The sequence below is a fragment of the Rickettsiella endosymbiont of Rhagonycha lignosa genome (assembly GCF_964031165.1).
Lineage (GTDB): Bacteria > Pseudomonadota > Gammaproteobacteria > Diplorickettsiales > Diplorickettsiaceae > Aquirickettsiella.
Genome location: NZ_OZ035011.1, coordinates 818,069 through 838,759 on the forward strand (window position 1 = coordinate 818,069; position 20,691 = coordinate 838,759).

Genomic DNA, 20,691 nt, shown 5'->3' on the forward strand with positions numbered 1-20,691 from the left:
GGCTGAGAATTGTTATTCCTATTGACTAGAGCCCACCATAGGGCAATTAAGAACGTAAAGAAGTTAATTAGCTCAGGGGGTTTAGGCAGTATTTCTAAAGGAAAGGACGGATTTTCAATAAACGCGCTTATTTTTTCTAGATTATGGCTGAGAATTGTTATTCCTATTGACTAGAGCCCACCATAGGGCAATTAAGAACGTAAAGAAGTTAATTAGCTCAGGGGGTTTAGGCAGTATTTCTAAAGGAAAGGACGGATTTTCAATAAACGCGCTTATTTTTTCTAGATTTAAGTTATCTAATACAATATTTTCTATACTTGGGTATCCCATGTTTGTTGGTAAGCTATTACCAAACAAATGTTCAAAAGCTTCCAAATGCCCTAATGATGTATCTAAAAATTCCCTGAATCTTTCTGTATTTTCCCAAAAAAGCTTTATCTTATTATGGCTCTGATAAAGGTAGAATAGCTGCAATCGTTCAAGTGTTTTGTTGGGATTGTTAGATTCAATAATAGTGTTGATGTGCTTTTTTACAAATTCTTTTGTAGAGTTTGCACATTGACAATACTCAGAACTGAACCAATTTAATACCTTTGAAACCTCTAGATAATAATCAATACTATTTCTTTGCAATGCTTCTTTTTGAAGAATTTTAAGAAAATTTACCTTATCGATTTCTACCCTACTAAACCACTCATTGAATGCATTAAGAAGTGCAGTATCCAGTAGATCGTTGAATGCATCATCATGTACATCAGTCCGTAGTTTAACAAGAAGTTGTTGTTTGTTATCTAAATCTTTATAAAGTTCCTTGTATGAAGCCTCATCTATTTTTACTTTATTCAATATATTCTTTAATACTACATCACCTTCAAGATTCTTAACTACGATAGAGTGTGCGTCTTCTAATAATTTAAAGAATAATTGGTCTAGTGTCTTATCTTCAATGAATTTAACTGAAATAACATTTAGCTCTTCACCTTTTAGCAACATAAACAAGGCATTTTTTATTCTCTCATAGATCACCGTATCTTTTAGTACCCTATCTAAATCTGCTAATGTTATTATTTTTATAAATAAATTATCATTCACTGAAGAACTCCATAAACTGAAAATTATTATTTTACAGGTTTCAGATTAACAGCAGCTTAATGCTAGAAATATATTGGCGTAAGAAAATTTTGGCAAGAAGTAATATTTTTACAATATTCCCCCTTATCTACTATCAAGCAAATTACTAACAGTTCGTCTACGATAAAATATTTCACTCGGCGTATTGTAGCTCAAACATTTCATCGGTCTTCGATTAAGAAATGGCATATATCCTAATCTAGCGCTTCGTACATTCAAGTCATTAGTGCAACCGCTTAAATGAAGATGTATACGATTGTTCGGGCTGATTATTAGAACTCGGTGGGATGGGACGGATGATCTCCTGGCTAAATAACTTGCTGTCGAGTGGTGATGGTGAATTTGGACTGAGTTGTTGATTTACTTTTTTACCATCGTATTTCTCTTCTATTATTTTTGGATCTGAATTGAAAATCTCTTTATTAATAGTAGCGACATATTCTAAATCAGACTCAAAACCAAGATATTCACTAGCTGATAGAAAAGCTAATCTTTCTTTTTCTGCTAAATACAACAAATCAATAGGTGTTTGCCCCTTCTTATTTTTGATATTCAAGTCTGCACCTTTTTCTAACAGAAAAGCAATCCAGCTTTCATCTCGTCTTACACAGGCAATATGAAGACATGTATCGCCATGTACAGTCTTATCATTAATATGTTTATTAATGTCAGTATGCTTTAATACTTCATCAACTATGCATCTTTGTGTGTCATGTCCTTTAAGTAGTAAAAAGTGTAAAGCATTCTTGCCATTATTATCAGGGGTAAAAGGATTAGCATTAAACATCTTCAACAGTATAAGAGCGCCATCTGGTTTAACAGCTTTACCATATGAAATACACCACATTAATTTAGTATTACCATAGATGCCAGGAAAATCAATTTCGTTAACGTTAAATTCAGTCCTCCCCTTGCTAAGAGATTCTAGTTCAGCATAAGCCTTATTGTAATCGTCATCAGTGGAGTAAAGACTCCGCACTTTATCAATCGCAGCACGGAATATCTTATTAAGATTGGATTTCATGAAATTATTTACTCTTTATTTTTATTTGAACCAAATAAATCAGTAATTATTATTTCATATACTACAATATTATTATTAAGAAACGATTAGGGATCCTTGAAAAAATCTATCGACAAGAAACCAAATGATCGAATGGGTAAAACTGCAAAGTAAGGTTACACATAAAAAGAGAACTCCTCCGCTTAGCAATACCTTTTTCCGCCCATGTAAAGCTGATGCCCTAGAACCAGCGTCTCCAAAAACCTTTTCCTTTATCATAATCCTCTAAAGCAGATTTTAATATTCAAAAAGTTAGGAGACATCGGTAAGCTATCAAAGGCATTTACTTAACATTCAATCAAGTAAGTTGTTCATACAACCTATACTTTAAATTATCGGCTAAAAGAAGCTTGCGTATTCGACGAGCTTTCCATACTACCATAACCATTCTTTCGCGTTGAAGAAAAAAAGGAATTACCATTATTTATGCTATTAAGAAAAACACCACTTTCGTTAACTAAGTTTACACTATCAAGTTTGTTAATTATTTTACAAGCAGCCTTATAGGCTTGACAAACTTCCTCTAAACTTAAAGCTAATTTTATGCTTGCTGGCTCTTTATTAAAAAAATTTAACAACTCATCAATTTTCTTGACGTCATAGCCCTGATCATTATCCAGCTGATATATTAGTTCAGATGGACTCGCTTCATCTGTATTTTCCTTATCTATCAACTTGAATTCTTTAATTAATTTTGTTTTTAATGTGTCAGCAAGCTGGATAAGTGATCGACTAAAACTGATTAGATCATTTACGCCCTTAACATTCAAAATAATTTTTATTTGATCTTTATCCGTTTGGGCTAAGGATTCTAGTAATAGTTTTGGTATCATCAGTTGTATACTATCTGTCATTTGATTTAACGCCGCATAAAAATTAGCAACCGTTTGCGTATCTGCATTACCACTATACTGTTGAAGTTTGCTCAATACATTACTAAAGAAATCTATCATGGCGGTAAAGCCTAAGAAAGTTAAACCGGTTTTAGCTAGCTCGAGTAGATAAGGACGTAAAAATTCTAATTTACCATTAAAATTATCATTAATTAACTGTGTTCCTGCTGCATAAGAAAACACAGATAAATACATCGAGATCATGACCGATACTACCGATGTTTTTAGATAATCTTTAAAAGTAATAGGAATTTTAACCGTATCGTCATTCCAAACAGTTAAATAATCGTAGCTATTTTGTAGGGCATTTCCGCCAAAAAATGCCAGCAACACCATCAAACAATAATCAGGAAGTGCTGAAAAAATAGCCGCTAATACTTGGCTTTTGGTTAGTTCGACCATTTCATTAAACGTACCCCCCCAAAACCCTGAACAAGCCAGTATCACCCAGGATGCACCAATAAAATAAAGCATTTTTCTGAAAATGTTGTTTAATTTACCCGGAGGTGAAATAATTTGATTAGGAGACCTCTCGTGTAAGCAAGTCAATAGTCTCGTTAATAATTTTAATGGCAACTCATCTAATTCTTTAATATCGCGAATTTTCTTTGCTATTTCATTGGTATAGGAACACCCTGTCAATCTATACCCATAAATGCTTAAAAGTCTTTGTGCCAGACCTAAATGATCAATCATGCGTTGCTTGATCATTTGATAACCTAGATTTATTTGCCCCTGTAATTCTTTTTCTTGTTTTTCTTCCTCATTAAGTAACGCATTGGATATTGTTTGAAAAATAAATTCTAATGGTAAAAAAGGCGCACGATATAAGGGATTTTTTAAAGCTAATTTAAAGGGTAATAAATGTAATAAGGTATTTGTCAAACCAACAATTGCAGATTGTAAAACAATTATTACTTTAGGTAAATTTGGGATAGGGTTAACTGCCGTAATAATCATAAAAGGTATTGATGCAACAAACGAACCTGCAAATGTCACTGCATTTTCTGCTAATTTTTGTTTAGGTGTTAATGCATCTTTTAAATAATTCTGTAGCTTGAACGGAATGTTTTCTGCCTTTTTTCGATCAAAAAATGCGTTAGTTGCCGACATTAAAATCCCTCCCGCTACCAGCAAAGTACCTGCTACGTGATTTATAACAAAAAAGTCACAGGGAATATTCTTGTAGTCTGGATCGGCACAAATTGATTCAGCATACTCATTCGCAGGAGGGAAATATAATATGACTCCAAAAAAGGCTAGTATAAATAAAAGTAATTGCTTGAATACTTCTGCATTTAGACTACTACGCCCTTCCCCATCTAAGTGAAATTTAATGACGGCGTTTAATGCATCCTGAATAACTTCTTCATTTTCTTCTTCTATAAGAAGAGAAGTCTCTAGTTCAGTATCCGTGTTGTAATCAGAATCGTTGATTTCTTTTATTAATGGCATACCCATCTCCTTTTTAAGATTATTTTTTATATTTAATTGAGAGGTTTTTTATTTACTCTGTAAAAATAAACTTCAGTTCTTATCTTGCACTGAAGTAGTAATTTTTTTTAAATGAAATTAATTAGATTAATGAATGAGTGAAATAATTTCCCTATATTATTAATATTATTTAGGTTTAGATTAAATTATCTAGATAATAAATTTTCTAATTTTTAAGCAGAATTAACTTTATATAATTGAAGATTATCTGAATTAATTTAGCATAACTTTTTAATGATTCCAATCTGTTTTTTAAAAAATATAATTCTTGAAGATTTAAGATTTAGAGCGATCATGATGTTATCTGCGAACCAGTAGTGTTACAAAATCGTTAAAATCATATCGTCATTTTCCCTATATTGAAATGGATTGCATAGAAAATTCGCCTTTTTTATCTAGACCGGTATACTATCGCCAAAAAATTAAATTTTCGAGCAATATAGTATGATATCGATTAATCAACTTAGCATGGCCTATGGCGAAAAGCTGTTATTTTATGACGTAAATCTTATTCTATCTACACACAGCCGTTATGCCTTAGTCGGTGCGAATGGCGCTGGTAAGTCTACTTTTTTAAAATTACTCACCGGCGCAGAACAACCCATCGACGGCACGCTGTCAATTCCTAAAATCGCTAGCGTCGGATGGTTGAAACAGGATCAATTTCGTTATGAAAATACGCTGATTAGCGATATTGTCTTGCAAGGTAAACCTGGCTTATGGCAAGCGTTACAAGAAAAAGATAAATTATTACAAAGTGATTTACATAACGAAAAAAACCTCAATCGTTTAGGTAAACTTGAAGAAGAAATTGCACGCCTGAATGGCTATAGCGCCAATGCTTTAGCGGCCAAGCTTTTAATGGGTTTAGGAATACCGCTTGAATATCATGAAAAACCATTAAGTACACTCTCCGGTGGCTTTAAATTACGTGTTTTACTGGCTCAAGCCTTATTTCAAGAGCCGGATATTTTATTATTAGATGAACCGACCAATCATTTGGATTTTATCTCTATCGTCTGGTTAGAAAAATATTTAAAAAATGAATTTTCTGGTTTATTACTGTTTATTTCTCACGATGTAGAATTCATCAATCGTTTGGCCGATCAAATACTCGATGTCGATTATGGCGAAATACGCGCCTACAGCGGTAACTATGAAAAATTTCTTGCTGAAAAACAATTAATTATTGAACAAAAACTGCAAGAAAAACGCAGCGTGGAACTTAAAATTGCTAGCATGCAAAGTTTTGTAGATAGATTTCGTGCCAGTGCCAACCGAGCGAAAATGGCCCAATCTCGTGTGAAAATGATAGCAAAAATGGAAATCCCTGATATTAAACAATCTTCGCGCTTATCCCCTACGTTTCAATTCAAAGCGCTACGCCCTTCTGGAAAATGGGTAGTTCGTGTTAACAAATTAACCAAAAATTTTAACGAGAAAAAACTTTTTCAGCAGTTAAACTTTGAAATTAAACGCGGCGAAAAAGTTGCGATTATGGGTGAAAACGGTATTGGAAAATCAACACTTATTAAAATATTACTTGACACGATTCAATCTGATCAAGGCAGCGTTGAATGGGGCTATGAAACGCATGTGAGTTACTTTTCTCAAGATCATCATGACTTACTAAATAAACATGCTACTGTTTTAACGTGGTTAGAACAGTATGCTGCTGGCATCAGTGAACAATCGATACGTAAAACCTTGGCCCAAGTTTTATTTAATAAAGAAGATGTCCTTAAAGATATCTTAGCCTTAAGCGGCGGTGAAGCAGCACGCTTATTGCTTGCGAAAATGGTATTAGAGCCCGCGAACGTCTTGATTCTGGATGAACCAACTAACCATTTAGATATCGAAGCCACTGAAGCCTTGGCGACTGCTTTACGAAATTATCCAGGCACCTTACTCTTTGTAAGTCACGATCGGCATTTCATCAACAAAATTGCGGATCGCATCTTATTTATTTCTCACGAGAAAAAACTACAAGATGTTAAACGCTTGGATGCGATTAATTTAGATTAATATCAGGCTTTTTTTTCCATTATTTATTTTTATAATGGTTTAATCGTACTCCAATTACGGCAAGCTGGGCATAACCAATCGAGAATTTTGCTATTAAAACCGCAGCTTAAACAACGATAGACCGGTTTATTTTCCATTAATTTTTTAATAAGACCTTTTAAACTATTTAAATTACTTTTATCGGCCAGAGAACAACTTTCTTGCGCTAAATGCAAGTCAACTAATTGATAGAGACCCGATAGCGAGGGCTTCGCTTGTAATTGCTGAGTCAGAAATTGTAGCGCTTTATCGTTATCTTTTTCTTGAATCAATTTAACGATAGCCAATGAAAGTGGCGTCTGCGCATGCTCGGCAAGTGTTTCATTTAAATAACTGAGTAGCCCTATCGATCCCGATTGATGTTGTAAGTAACATTGATTAAGTGGTTCTAAGGTTTCAGTAATATAATCGGGGTCTTGTTTTTTTATCGCTTGATAGATAGAGATCGCTTCTTCCCATTTTTCTGCGGTAATAGCCAATTTTCCTTTAATCAGGTTAGCGCGAACACAATGTGCATCATACTTTAAAGCGAGTTCTAAAAGTTTAATGACTTCCTTTTGGCTCGCTTGGTTATTTAATAAATTTTGTGCTAATTCACAATGATAATGCGCAATATTTTTAAAAATCTTGTTATCCCATTTTGAAATTTTTTTCGCTTGCTTAATAGCAATTTCCCAACGTTTTTGTTGTTGGTAAATTTCTAATAGATAGCGTACGGCGATACGGGCATATTCGCTATCATCATGGTTAATCACTTCGAAAAATAAACGCTCTGCTCTATCTAATAAGCCTGCGCAATAATAATCTCTTCCTAAAGCTAACAATGCTTGTAATTTTTGTGCGTGCGCAAGATTAGGCCTAGCAATCAAATTTTGGTGCAGCCTAATTGCACGGTCAATTTCACCTCGCCGGCGGAATAACACACCTAAAGCTAAGTGAGTTTCCACTGTTTCTATGTCAACCTCGAGTATCTTGATAAAGGTATCAACTGCTTTATCAGACTGTTCATTGAGTAAATAATTTAAACCACGTAAATACTCACGATTACATTCATGTTTCTTACTCGAGCTTGAATTAGAAAATTGAAAATAAGCGACATACCAACCGGAAGCGGCTGCAATCGGAAGCAATAAAAACAGTAACTCCAGCATAGTCACGCTCATTAGGAAGTAGGTAGCACTGTAGCCCGGTTAATGCTGATCTTTAAATGGCAAAGCTCTTAAGTTGCTCAGTTCTTTTTCAACTAAGATCAATCGATGTCGTAAACGCCGATTAACATACTTGAGTTTTATATAGGTAATTAAAGCAGTTAACAAACCTAATAAACCGCCTAAAATAAAACTAAGTATGGTTAATAAAGAAAGCGGTAATCGTTTGGTGTCCCAATAATAATTGACACTGACCAGATCGGCATTAAGACCAGCAAAAATAAGTCCCAATATAAATAATATAATCAGGAACAAATATGTAATGCATCGCATAGACTTACCTACTCAATGGGAACTTATACTAAATTAGTTTTACATTAAGCTAAAGTTCCAGTGACGACCAGAACTTTAGCTTTGCTGCAAAATCATCCTTCATTTAAGCCCATGCTATTTCCTTAAGCAATAAGAAAACAGCAATTACTTAGTGACTGCTTTTTCTTCTAAAGGAAGGAGAGAAAGTGAAATGTGACGATTTTTTCGATCAAGATTTAAAATTCTTGCTTCTATTTCTTGTCCCACTTCAAAATTTTTTCCTTCTTCGCCATACTCAGATAGCTTAAGCTGAGCTTCGATACTATTACCTAAATCAACTTTCATCCCTTCGTCGTTGACTTCAGTTATTTTTCCTTTGACCATTTGATCTTTACTGTATTTATCAAAAGGATGCGATGATTCGGTATCCAATTGTTTGATACCTAGCGAAATACGTTCACGCTCAGGATCTATTGATAAGATAATCGTTTCTAATTCATCACCTTTTTTGTACTTACGTACCGCTTCTTCGCCGGATATATTCCATGCGATATCCGATAAATGGACTAAGCCATCGATGTTACCGGGTAAACCGATGAACAGACCGAAATCAGTAATCGATTTGATTTTACCGGTAATGCGTTCGCCTTTAGCATGCGTATTCGCAAAATCTTCCCAAGGATTAGATTTACACTGTTTAATACCTAAAGAAATACGACGTCGATCCGAATCAATATCTAATACGACGACCTCAATTTCCATACCTGCTTGAACAATTTTATTCGGATTAATGTTTTTATTGGTCCAATCCATTTCTGAAACGTGGACTAAACCTTCAACACCTTCTTCTATTTCGACAAAGCAACCATAATCGGTCACATTAGTCACTTTACCTTTCAAACGTGTACCGACAGGGTAACGTTTAACTAAGTCTTCCCAAGGATCGCCGACTAATTGTTTCAGCCCTAATGACACTCGACCTCTATCTCTTTCGATCTTGAGTACCACGACTTCAATTTCATCGCCTATAGTTAATACTTCACTCGGTTGTTTGACACGTTTCCAGGAAATATCGGTGACGTGTAATAAACCATCAATGCCACCTAAATCGATAAATGCACCATAATCGGCTAAGTTTTTTACGATACCCTTAATGACTTGACCTTCTTCTAATTCAGTTAATAACTGTTCGCGTCCGGCTTGACCTTCGGATTCCAATACCGCGCGTCTTGATAAAACAATATTGTTACGCTTAGGATCGAGCTTAATGACCTTAAATTCCAGGTCTTTACCTTCGATAATGCTAGAATCACGTACTGGACGTACATCCACTAATGAACCCGGTAAGAAAGCACGCAGATTACCGATTTCTACTGTAAAACCACCTTTTACTTTTCCTGTGACCTTCCCCGTCACCACCGTATCGGCATCGTGTGCACGCTGTAACGCCGTCCACATTTCTGCACGTTTGGCTTTTTCACGCGATAAACGGGTTTCACCAAAACCATCTTCTAAAGATTCTATACTGACATCAATTTGGTCGCCAACTTGGACTTCTAACTCGCCGGCTTCATTATAAAATTGCTCAATGGGAATCAAACCTTCGGATTTTAAATTCGCATTGACAACAACTCGGTCTTTTTCGATGCGGACAACGGTTCCGGTAATAATCATCCCGGTATAAAAAATACGTTCGGAGAAATTCTCCTCGAGTAACTGTGCAAAACTCTCACTCATATAGTTATATCACTTGTTCTTTTTTAGAGAACCACGGTTAAGGCGCAATATGCGCGGTTAATATTTAGGTATATCGTCTTTTGGCACGATGATGGTCATAAATCGCGGTATTTTCTGCGTTTCGTTACTCACATACTCCGTGTATGCTCCGTTACGATACTCGAAAAACCACACTTTCTGACTCATCTTCGCTGAATGACGACACACCTGCATTAAGCTAATTTTTAGGAAATCTCTAGCCTAATGCCCCTGTTACGTTTTCGCTTGAGCCTGTGGCAACTTACTTTTGATAAGTTGTAACACCTCTTGAATGCTTAAGTGCGTCGTATCGATAGTAATAGCTTCCTTAGGCACTATGAGTGGCGCTACCGGGCGCTGCCTATCTTGACGATCACGTTGCTCAAGCTCTGCTCGCACAGCGTTAAGGCTAACATGCTTCCCCCTTGCCTTCAACTGTAAATAACGTCGTTTAGCACGTTCTTCGAGACTCGCTTCAAGGAAAATTTTAAGTTGTGCGTCAGGAAAAACAATACTGCCCATATCCCGGCCGTCAGCTACCAGACCGGGAGCACGACGAAATGCCCGTTGATAGACTAACAATGCTTGTCGAACCTTAGGATAGACCCCTAATTTCGAGGCTAATTGACCTATTTCTTCGGTACGAATGTTATCAGTAATATCCTGCTGTCGCCAAAAAATTCTAAGCAACTGATCCGAAGACTGAACACTAAAATTTAACGCTAAGTTTGTCACTAAAGGAAGCAAGCTATCCTCTTCAATAGGCGTTTGTGTGGCTACCGCAATCCAGGCGGCGGCGCGATAAATAGCCCCACTATCGAGGAAATGCCAACCTAATTCTTGGGCTAATAAGTGACTAATCGTACCTTTACCTGAGCCACTTGGACCATCTATGGTAATCACCGGAATAGGCGATTTTTTTTTGGGTGTTAACAACATGCTAAATAAGCCTTCCAAGCCAATTTTCGGTAGTGCTGGGCTTTCGCCGCAGGATCCTTTGCTTGATAAATACCCCGACCAACTATAATGATATCCGTGCCGTTTTGTGTAATCGCCTGTTCGGGAGAGATATAGTGTTGACCGAGACCATCGACAGCTATGGTATCGGATTGAACGCCAGGGGTCATGTGGATCAGACCTGGGTTTTCGGTTAATTGATGCTGAGCAATAAACCCCATGACAAAATCGGGATAGTGTTTAGCCATGCTAATACTCGCTTCGGTATAAGCACCTGTGGCTAAAGAACCTATGGAACTCATTTCCGCAAGTAACAATAACCCGCGTCCTTTCGGGAGGCCTACTTCTCGTAGGCCTTGGATTACGCCTGGACCAGGAACCGTGTGGGCATTAACGAAATCTGCCCAATCGGCGATCTGGTAGACCCCTCCCGCATATTGTTGTTTAACGGTATAACCAATATCAGCAAACTTACGATCTTCAAAGATTAAAAACTGATGCTTTTCAGCTAAATGTTTCAGTTGCTTGATAAAATTAGGTGTGAAATCAGACAATATATCGACATGGGTTTTTAATAGGCAAATTTCCTCGCCTATTTTATCAAGCAAACTTAGTAATTCAGCAGCATGACTAACATCAGCAGATAAGCAAAGATTAGTTTTTTTTTCCGCTATCAGTTGGCATAAACGTTGTGCACTTGCGTTTAAACAAATCGTCGCTCGTTCGGAAAAACTTAATTTTTTAATTTTTTTTGACATTTATTGACTTAGTAAGGGATCAAATGCAACCACCTGTGTCGTAAGATGCATCTCGGTATTAAGTTGTTCAGCTACTTGTTTCATTTTCTCCGGTTTAATTTCCGGACCCACAAAAACACGTGTCAACACACCTAATAAACTTTTGTATTGACGACTATACGCATTAAAACCTTTACGCCGTAACATCTGAACCAAATTTTCAGCTTGTGCTGGATCTTTAATATCGGGTAATTCAACCACCCAGGCTTTTGCTGGTGCCAAAGGATAGCTTAGCAAATTTTTCATACTCGGCTTATTTGAAATCATTGGTAATAATGCGGCGCTCGGTGGAACCGGCGGGCTGGGAATAGTAAACGAGAGTATGTTATCCGTAGGGTAATCTTTCATCCATACAGGCACAAAAATAACGAGCAAGGCGGCAATAGCAATAATAATAATCAAGCTGGCGCGTTTAGAGGGGAAATCCACAGAAACTATCTCAAGCAATTAATTGATGAACTTATCTATTACACAGGAATTTGCAAATTGAAACAACTATTTTTAATAGAAATGTTTAAACTTTACCTGTTTATCACTTAAGACGGCGGTAAAAATTATTTCTGCTGTTGTAAATAGTCACGAATATCCTCTGGGGGAAGATAAAGCGTTTTAAGGATGGGACATTCGGTGATTGAAACACTACCATCACAGGCATTTTCCCAATCCATTAAAGCCTGTTTTATGCGCTGCAAACCCTTTATTTTAGTTTCAATGAAAGAAATTTTTTGTTGCATGTGTAACTTTATCTGCTGACTGGGTAATTGATTAGTTTCTATATCAAGCAAACATTTAATTTCATTTAAATCGAAACCTACCAACTTCGCGTTTTGAATAAAATAAAAACAAGGTATAAGACTTTCTGGATAGAGACGAAAATTCCCTACGCTGCGTTTTGACATGGGAATTAAACCAATTTTTTCATAATAACGTATCGTTACCGGTGTTTGCTGAACTAATTTAGCCAACTTTCCAATGGTGTAATATTTCATATTAAGCCTAATTTTCCAAAAATTAATGATTATTTAATTAAAACAATAACGACAATCCCACACTGTAAGTATTATCATTAGTAGAAAGATTATTTTCTTGAAATAATGTTCGCGTGTTACCATAATTACCGGTGTGTTGGTACTGTGCATACACAGCAAGTGTTGGATTGATTTGATAATACGGTCTTAACGTTAATTGCAATTCGTTGAATCCACTACCAACTAAATCACGCGTAACCGTTTTACTTGCAAATAAACCTTCTACTTCGGTTCGGATAAAAAAATTATGCGCTATTTGTGTATCGCGACTAAAATCTAGATCCAGTTTACTACTGCCGTTATGATAGTAGGCTCGAATATCGGTTTGGATAAAATAAGGGGCTAAGCCTTCAATACCCAAGCCCGGTTGAAAATAAGGTGTTAGCGCCGGACGATACACATAATTCACACCTCCTTTAATTGCCCAAAACTGACTAATAGCATGCCAATAAAATATATCCAGATTGGCATTTTCAATAACACCCTGCCTAATTTCGGCATTTTCCAAATATAATTGCAGTTTGTTATTATCACCGCCAAACAGTCCTTTATAAGTAATTTCTTGATCGTTATTAATTAAATTCTGATTAACATCCAATAAATTTGCACTAAAAAATCGCGGTACATGATCCGTAGGATGATCGACTAAGCTTTGATCAATAGGTAAATGCTGAACACGAACTATCGCTTGATTTGCATAAGTTAAAGGTTTAACGATATTTTGCGCCGTCTGCTTTGCAGGTGTCACATCGATCAAGGTTGTGTATTGAAATACCCGTGCCATTCCGGCTGCCATGTGATAAAGCTGATGACAATGAAAAAACCACTGTCCACTTGCATCGGCATCTAGATCGACGACCACAGTCGCCATCGGTGGCACAACAACCGTGTGTAACAAAGGATCGTAAGCACCATGTCCGTTACGTAAAATAAACCAATGACCATGAATGTGCATGGGGTGATCCATCATCGAATGATTAGTAAATATTATTCGATAACGCTTGCCAGGTTTTAATAAAATTGGCTTTGCATTATTCATGGTCACGCCATTAATAAACCAAATATAACGATTCATATAACCGGTTAAATCCATGTGTATGGTTTTTTCTATCGGTTTATTAGGATTATTAGTCTTAACCGCTGCCATTATTTTTTGATAAGGCGAGCCTTCTGTTAAACTTTTCATGTTCGACATGGGTGCGTTATGCATGCTCATATCTGGCATAGCGGAGGAGGAACTCATTGCAGGCAAAGAATTGGAATGCATTTCCATTGCCATGTTACCCATCATAATTGGCGCAGGTTCAGGAAAGGGTTTAACATCTTGAATATTAACCGCTACATTCGGCGTGGTAGTAAGCACACCCATCGCACGCCCTAAGGTATCCATTGATTCGGCATAAATAATCGTAGCGCCTAAATGTTTAATGGGTACTAAAACATCATAGGTTTCACCTGGCTCAATCTTGAAGTGTTCGACTGTATAAGGTTTGATGTTATTACCATCGATTTGAATAATTTTCATCCTGCCGCGATCCAGCTTGACATTATAATTAGTGCTCGCCCCTGCCCCAATAAAACGTAGCCGAACGGTATCACCTAATTTCACCTTGCGTGTCCAAGGTCGTTGACTTACCTGTCCATTCAGTAAATACGCATCGTAAGCAATATCACTAAAATCATAAATATCCATGCGACTTTTTTGCATCATTTTATAACTATGCAACAATTGATGGCGTTTTAAAGGCGTAGCGTTTCTATAATCGTGAATAAACTTGAATAAGGAAGCTTGTAAAGGAAAACGTGAATCATAATAGCCATCGATTTTTTTAAGATTGGCATATATTTGCTGAGGACGTGTGTTGCTCCAGTCAGACAATACGATGACAAAATCTTTATTATAGTGATGAGCGATGGGAGTTTTAGCGTCGATAATAATACCACCATACAAACCTTGTTGTTCTTGGAAACCGTCATGGGCATGATACCAATAACTCCCGGATTGGTGCGGTGTAAAACGATATTGGAAAAAACCACCGGCGGGTATGGGCTGTTGACTCACACCGCTTACCCCGTCCATTTGCCAAGGAACCAACAAACCATGCCAATGAATGGTTGTGCCGACATTAAGTCGGTTATACACATTAATGAGGACCGGTTGGCCTTCTTTTAAGTGTAAAATGGGACCAGGAATTTGATTGTTGACGCTAATCGCTTGCGCCGGTGTTCCAGTAAAATTGACCTGTTTATACGCCACAGTCAAATTAATAATCTGAGTTTTGGCCTTAGCCGGATTCACAAATAACAGCGCAAAACTGAGAGTAAAACTGTAAGCCAAGGTAACAATAGATTTCATGTAAAGTTTTAGGGTTAATGAGATTAAAGAAATATTAAGCTTAACCTTAAGGTTAAAGTCAATAGTGCTAGAGATTATACATTGATATCAAAAAGATACCATTAAAACGAGGCTATTTTTGGGTTAAGTGACTTCAAGTGGCCGTGTGCTACTTACAATACTTGCGGGCTCTTTTCGAGAAAAAAGTAATATTTTTCTATGAAATTGTTCTAAATCGGCCCGATGGCCAATACTAATCAAACTGGTATTAGGTAGCAGTAAACGTAAATTTTGATAGGCGTTAATTTGTGACGCATCATCTAATGCTGAAGTCGCTTCATCAAGAAATAATATGTCCGGTTTATTTAAAACGGTCCTAATCAACGCCATTAATTGCTGCTCGCCAGGCGAACATATTTGCTGCCAAGGCTGAATCTCATTTAATTCATCTTGAAATTTTGCTAAACCAAAACGTCGCAGGAGTTCCCTTACATCATCATCCGTCACTGCAAGTTGAGTAGGATATATGAAACTCTCTTTTAATGTTCCTAATGGGAAAAATGTTTTTTGTGACAGAAAAAAAGAGGTTTTATCTTTTGGAAAATAAATAGTCCCTTCTGCAAACGGCCAAACTCCGGCCAGTGTACGCATCAATGAACTTTTTCCGAGACCTGAGCCGCCTTTTATTAAATAATTCTCGCTTAAATCCAAAGACAAATTAAGGGGTCCTATTAATAATTGTCCATCCGGTAAAAATAAATTTAAATCATTCAACGTAATCTGATTTTGTAGATTATTTTTTTGTATCATTAATTTGCTAGGTAATGAGGTAGATGCGTGTTCAATAGCGCTATTTAGTTCAGTTAAACGCACAATAATCGAATTCCATTCGGTCAATGAACTATACACCTGCATCAAAGTCGTAAATGAAGCAACTACGCTACCAAATCCTATCGTAATTTGCGTTAATCCGCCAAACTGTATTTTTTTACTTAAAAAAAGTGGTATAGCAATCAGTGTCGCTATGGGGATGCTGGCGAAATTAAAACCATTGGATAGAAAGCTTAAACGTTTTTTTAATTGAATAATATCGATAAAATTATGGTAAATTTTCTTAAACAACGCATTAAATTGACTGGCTTCGGATTGCTCTCCGCGTTGTAAAGCGATCTCGTCTCTGGACTCACGAAATTTTATTAACGCAAAACGGAAATTAGCGTTATAACGTTGCTGATGGTAATTGTAACTGATTAATTTTTTACCAATTCGATTCGTTAACCATATTCCTACGCCGCCAAATAAACAAGCCGCCCAAAATAAATAGCCCGGTATGGGAATAAGCAGATGACCTAGCGGAATGCTGAGATTCCCAATTCGCCAAAGTACTATGCCAAATGAAACAAAAAGCGTTAAGGATTGCAAAACTTGAAACGTTATCATTAAGGTCAATTGCGTGAATTGATCGATATCTTCATTAATACGTTGATCGGGATTGTCTATTTTTTTCGCTAAAAACTGAAAACGGTAATAATTTTTATTGGCTAACCAATTAGCCAAAGTATTTTTAGTCAACCATTGTCGCCAGCGTAGCGCGAGTAAGCCATTCACATAAAAGGCAAAACCAAATGCTAAAAACATGAATGTAATAACAAGGGCCATCACTATTAAATTTTGCCAAATCAATGGCTTATTAAAATGTTGCAGCGCATTCATGACATTTTTACTACTATAGCTAAACCATACATTACCCTCGACTGCGGCGAAGGTAAAAAATACATTTAAAAAAAGTAATAGGTAGGCGAGTTTTTTTTCATCGGATTGCCAATAAGGCTTTAGTAAGCGCCAAAAGCTCAGCCAGAATTACCTACTAAAAGTTAGATGTTGTTGATTTGGTTTTTTCATATTATTTTTGACGGCAAGCTACCTTTTTCTCTTTCTATGCATTTTCGAAGGTAGATATGAGCGCCTTAAGAGCTTACGGGAAAGCAATATCCAAGGCTAGGTTAAAAATGCATAAAAAAGAACATATAAATCTTAAAAGATAATAATATATCTATATTTAAGATAAATATTAAATCGCCCAGCCACTGACATAAAATAGGACTAATAGGAGTGCAATCACCACGGTTCCTATGCTTAATTGCCGCCATTCACCGGCACAAACGCGACCAATTACTAAAGCGCTAAACCCCAACATAATACCAGTGACAATATTACAGGTTAATACGATAAAAGCAGCACATAACAATCCTGACAAGGCATCGACCAAATCAGCAAAATTTAGTTTTGATATATTACTTAACATCAATAAGCCAACATACATTAAAGCAGGCGCCGTGGCGTATGCGGGCACTAAATAAGTCAGCGGTGAAATAAATAGTGTGAGCAAGAATAACAGTCCTACTATCACGGCTGTTAAGCCGGTTTTTCCTCCCACTGCTGTTCCTGCGGCGGATTCTATATAAACCGCCGCGGGTGAAGCACCGATTAAACCTGCAAAAATACTACTCACAGAATCTGCCGTTAACGCTTTTGATTCGTTTTCCATCGGTTGATTAACGCGCAACAACTTTGCTTGACTCGCTACGGCATGAATAGTACCGGTTGCATCGAATACCGCGGTCATCACTAAAGCTAAAACACTCGGTAATACACTGGGATGTAATGCTCCGATAATATCCAAATGCAAAAATAGTGTGTCTGTTTTTGCATTAAATAAATGCGGTACAGAAAACAGTCCTTGATATTTAACCTGTGGATCGAAAAATAAACCCAACATCGAAATAAATATAATCACCCACAACACGGCTCCTGGAATACCTTTTTTTTCCAAACCAAAAATCATCGCCAAACCTAACAACGTCATCAGTGCGGGAAAGGAAGTAAACACACCCAAATGCAGCGGTAAGCCTTGCTGGGGATTTTTAATGATTAAACCGATACTGCTTGCAGCAATCAATAACAAAAACAAACCTATTCCTATCCCAATACCACAAGCCACACCCTGCGGCAAATTACGCAGTATCCAAGCACGTATCCCTGTTACTGAAATGATAGTAAACAAAATTCCTAGCCAAAACACCGCACCTAAGGCAATAGGAATACTGAGATGTTGCGTTAAGACGATACTAAAGCTTGTAAATGCCGTGAGCGAAACCGCACAACCTATTGCCATCGGCAAATTGGCCCATAATCCCATCAACAAAGAACCAAACGCCGCTACTAAACAAGTGGTTATAAAAGTAGCTAACGGCGGAAAACCGGCCAGCTTTAACATATTAGGTATAACCATTACGGAATACAGCATGGCTAAAAAAGTAGTTACGCCAGCCATCACCTCACGCTGTAAGGTACTACCCCGTGCATGGATTTTAAAATAAAATTCTAATAAATTTTTCTTTTGCTGGATCATTTTTACCTCAGAAAGTATTGAGCAAATCGATACTCACAGCAATAGGATTTGGCGCGTATAGTTAACTATCTAAATAACGGTAGATAGCTGCAGCAGTGTGAAAAGAGCCAAAAACCAGCAAGCGATCATTTTTTTGTAACTGGCGATAAGCCTGTTGAAATGCTAAATCGGGTGAAGAGAACGCTAAAATTGTTTGATTGACTTCAAGATCTAATAATGATTGTTTTAATTTTTCAGCCTTCGCGCCGCGTTCCTCAATTAAATCACAAACATACCAATGATCAACATGGTGCTTTAAAGGACGCAAGGTATTGCTAATATCTTTATTCGCCAACATGCCCGCTATCGCATGCGTATTTCCTAAACAGGGGGTATTTGCTAAACGTTTTGATAAGCATTCTCCACCAGCAGGATTATGTGCAACATCAATAATAATTTGACATGCATTTTTTTCAATAATATGGAATCGACCCGGTATAAAAACGCGCTTCAAACCTTCTTGTATGGCAAGCGGAGTAATAATGAAATGTTCACCGAGTAATTCGACCGCTTGCAAAACCGTCGCAGCATTCTGACAATCTATGTTAGGTAAAGGTAAATCACGCAGAGTAAGTTGCTGGCTCATCCATGTCCAGGATTGAGCCTGTATTTTATAATCAAATTCTATGCCTTGCCGGTATAAGGGACACGCCAAAGATTGGGCTGTGTTGAGTATCGATTGCGGCGGTGTAAAATCGCCACAAACACACGGTCGATTCGGGCGCATGATACCGGCTTTTTCGAAACCGATTTTTTCTCGTGTATCACCCAACCAATCCATATGATCAAAATCTATCATGCTAATAATAGCCAGATCCGCATCGACACAATTGACGGCATCCAAACGGCCACCTAAACCTATTTCTAGAATAATCGCATCTAATGCGGCTTGTTTGAAAGTCCATAAAGCCGCTAAGGTAGCAAATTCAAAATAAGTCAATGGAATATCAGCGCGATTTTTTTCAATATGCAAAAAAGCTTGACATAAATCGTAATCACTAATGCAGTGCCCGGCTATTTGAATACGTTCTTGGTAACGAATAAGATGCGGTGAAGTGTATGTACCCACTCGATAACCCGCAGCACTTAAAATAGCAGCGGTCAATGCAACATTAGAACCTTTGCCATTCGTTCCAGCAACCGTCACAACCGGACAATTAAAATTGACAACCGCTAGGCGCTCTGCAACTTGTGCAATGCGTTCTAGACCTAAATCGATGCTACTTGGATGACACTTATCAATATAAGTTAACCAATCAGATAATGTCCATGCACTCAAACTCAATTCATTAGATATCATCATTAGCAATGGCGGTTAGTGTATAACGTCCTTGGTTTGCGGCCATGAGTTTATTTAATAGCGAAGCAATTTTATCCTTTAATCCCCTTCTGTCGACAATCATATCGATGGCACCATGTGTTAACAAAAACTCACTGCGTTGGAATCCTTCCGGTAACACTTGACGTACCGTTTGTTCAATGACACGTGGACCGGCAAAACCTATTAACGCTTTGGGTTCAGCAATAATAATATCACCAAGATTAGCAAAACTTGCTGATACACCACCCATAGTCGGATCGGTTAATACCGAAATAAAAGGAAGTCCTTTTTGTTTCAGTTTCCCCAAGACTGCACTGGTTTTTGCCATTTGCATTAATGAGAATAAACCTTCTTGCATGCGTGCTCCGCCACTTGCAGAAATACAGATAAAAGGAATATCTTCCTCTATCGCTCTTAATACACCTTGCACAAAACGTTCACCGACCGCAGCGCCCATCGATCCACCCATAAAATCAAACTCGAATGCCGCGCAAACGACTGCTCTATCCTGTAGTTTTCCTTGCATGACTAACAAGGCTTCTTTTTCGCCAGTTTTTTTCATTGCTGATTGCAAACGATCTTTATATTTAAATTGATCTTTAAATTTAAGTCTATCCACTGCTTCTATTTGATTGGCTATTTCTTGACCGGTTTCAGGATCTAAAAGTTGTGCTAAACGTTTACGCGCCTTAACGCGATGATGATGGTTACACGTAGGACAAACCATCAGATTACGTTCGAATTCTGCACGATATAATACCGCACCACAGGACTCACATTTAATCCAACTATTTTCAGGAACTTTCGTGGTGTTTCGAACCACAGTTCGAATTCCTTTTATGACTTTTTTTAACCAACTCATAAGCTTCCTATAACCTCTCGCCCACTAAATAAAAATTTTTCTGAATCCTGAAGTATATACCCTCTTCACCCAGATATGCG

General features: G+C 37.2%; 16 protein-coding genes. 1 reads left to right on the forward strand and 15 read right to left on the reverse strand.

The window, feature by feature from the left end; genetic code table 11:
- Window positions 1-141: 141 nt before the first annotated feature.
- The 3 genes from AAHI99_RS03700 to AAHI99_RS03710 all read right to left on the reverse strand — a co-directional run bounded on the left by AAHI99_RS03700 (window position 142) and on the right by AAHI99_RS03710 (window position 4,542).
- Window positions 142-1,092: a hypothetical protein gene (locus tag AAHI99_RS03700; RefSeq protein ID WP_342228320.1), complete on the reverse strand. Its 951-nt coding sequence runs from the start codon at window positions 1,090-1,092 to the stop codon at window positions 142-144.
- 262 nt (window positions 1,093-1,354) lie between these two features.
- Entirely contained in the window at window positions 1,355-2,155 is an 801-nt protein-coding gene (locus tag AAHI99_RS03705) for an ankyrin repeat domain-containing protein (protein WP_342228321.1), read from the reverse strand.
- Window positions 2,156-2,526: 371 nt separating this feature from the next.
- The gene (locus AAHI99_RS03710; protein WP_342228322.1) at window positions 2,527-4,542 is read right to left on the reverse strand and encodes a hypothetical protein; all 2,016 of its coding nucleotides are present in this window, start codon (window positions 4,540-4,542) and stop codon (window positions 2,527-2,529) included.
- A 483-nt stretch (window positions 4,543-5,025) separates the two neighbouring features.
- Here AAHI99_RS03710 and AAHI99_RS03715 point away from each other — a divergent pair, with 483 nt between their 5' ends.
- Window positions 5,026-6,606, forward strand: a complete 1,581-nt coding sequence (locus AAHI99_RS03715) for an ABC-F family ATP-binding cassette domain-containing protein (RefSeq protein ID WP_342228323.1) — start codon at window positions 5,026-5,028, stop codon at window positions 6,604-6,606.
- A 29-nt stretch (window positions 6,607-6,635) separates the two neighbouring features.
- On the opposite strand, the gene lapB is transcribed toward AAHI99_RS03715, so the two are convergent.
- The 12 genes from lapB to accD form a co-directional block, all read right to left on the reverse strand.
- Entirely contained in the window at window positions 6,636-7,796 is a 1,161-nt protein-coding gene (gene lapB / locus AAHI99_RS03720; protein ID WP_342228324.1) for a lipopolysaccharide assembly protein LapB, read from the reverse strand.
- Window positions 7,797-7,835: 39 nt separating this feature from the next.
- Window positions 7,836-8,126, reverse strand: a complete 291-nt coding sequence (locus AAHI99_RS03725) for a LapA family protein (protein ID WP_342228325.1) — start codon at window positions 8,124-8,126, stop codon at window positions 7,836-7,838.
- 144 nt (window positions 8,127-8,270) lie between these two features.
- On the reverse strand, window positions 8,271-9,842 hold the full coding sequence (gene rpsA / locus AAHI99_RS03730) for a 30S ribosomal protein S1 (protein ID WP_342228326.1): 1,572 nt from the start codon (window positions 9,840-9,842) through the stop codon (window positions 8,271-8,273).
- Window positions 9,843-10,094: 252 nt separating this feature from the next.
- A complete protein-coding gene (gene cmk, locus AAHI99_RS03735) occupies window positions 10,095-10,799 on the reverse strand; it encodes a (d)CMP kinase (protein ID WP_342228327.1) in 705 nt (234 codons plus the stop codon).
- Window positions 10,790-11,575: an orotidine-5'-phosphate decarboxylase gene (pyrF, locus tag AAHI99_RS03740; protein ID WP_342228328.1), complete on the reverse strand. Its 786-nt coding sequence runs from the start codon at window positions 11,573-11,575 to the stop codon at window positions 10,790-10,792. The genes cmk and pyrF overlap by 10 nt, the downstream gene beginning before the upstream one ends.
- Window positions 11,576-12,043 carry an SPOR domain-containing protein gene (locus tag AAHI99_RS03745; RefSeq protein WP_342228329.1) on the reverse strand — a complete coding sequence of 156 codons (468 nt, stop codon included), beginning with the start codon at window positions 12,041-12,043 and terminating at the stop codon, window positions 11,576-11,578. It abuts the gene before it with no gap.
- A gap of 125 nt (window positions 12,044-12,168) precedes the next feature.
- Window positions 12,169-12,603, reverse strand: coding sequence for a heavy metal-responsive transcriptional regulator (locus AAHI99_RS03750; RefSeq protein ID WP_342228330.1), 435 nt, complete (start codon window positions 12,601-12,603; stop codon window positions 12,169-12,171).
- Between the two features lie 37 nt (window positions 12,604-12,640).
- The gene (locus tag AAHI99_RS03755; protein ID WP_342228331.1) at window positions 12,641-14,998 is read right to left on the reverse strand and encodes a multicopper oxidase domain-containing protein; all 2,358 of its coding nucleotides are present in this window, start codon (window positions 14,996-14,998) and stop codon (window positions 12,641-12,643) included.
- A gap of 123 nt (window positions 14,999-15,121) precedes the next feature.
- Window positions 15,122-16,831 (reverse strand): ABC transporter ATP-binding protein/permease, encoded by a 1,710-nt coding sequence (locus AAHI99_RS03760; protein ID WP_342228351.1) that lies wholly within the window; start codon window positions 16,829-16,831, stop codon window positions 15,122-15,124.
- Window positions 16,832-17,048: 217 nt separating this feature from the next.
- Window positions 17,049-18,389 (reverse strand): NCS2 family permease, encoded by a 1,341-nt coding sequence (locus AAHI99_RS03765; RefSeq protein WP_342228332.1) that lies wholly within the window; start codon window positions 18,387-18,389, stop codon window positions 17,049-17,051.
- A 61-nt stretch (window positions 18,390-18,450) separates the two neighbouring features.
- Complete coding sequence (folC, locus tag AAHI99_RS03770; RefSeq protein WP_342228333.1) at window positions 18,451-19,731, reverse strand: bifunctional tetrahydrofolate synthase/dihydrofolate synthase; 1,281 nt, start codon at window positions 19,729-19,731, stop codon at window positions 18,451-18,453.
- Window positions 19,718-20,611, reverse strand: coding sequence for an acetyl-CoA carboxylase, carboxyltransferase subunit beta (gene accD / locus AAHI99_RS03775; protein ID WP_342228334.1), 894 nt, complete (start codon window positions 20,609-20,611; stop codon window positions 19,718-19,720). Before accD ends, folC begins: the two co-directional genes overlap by 14 nt.
- Window positions 20,612-20,691: the final 80 nt, after the last annotated feature.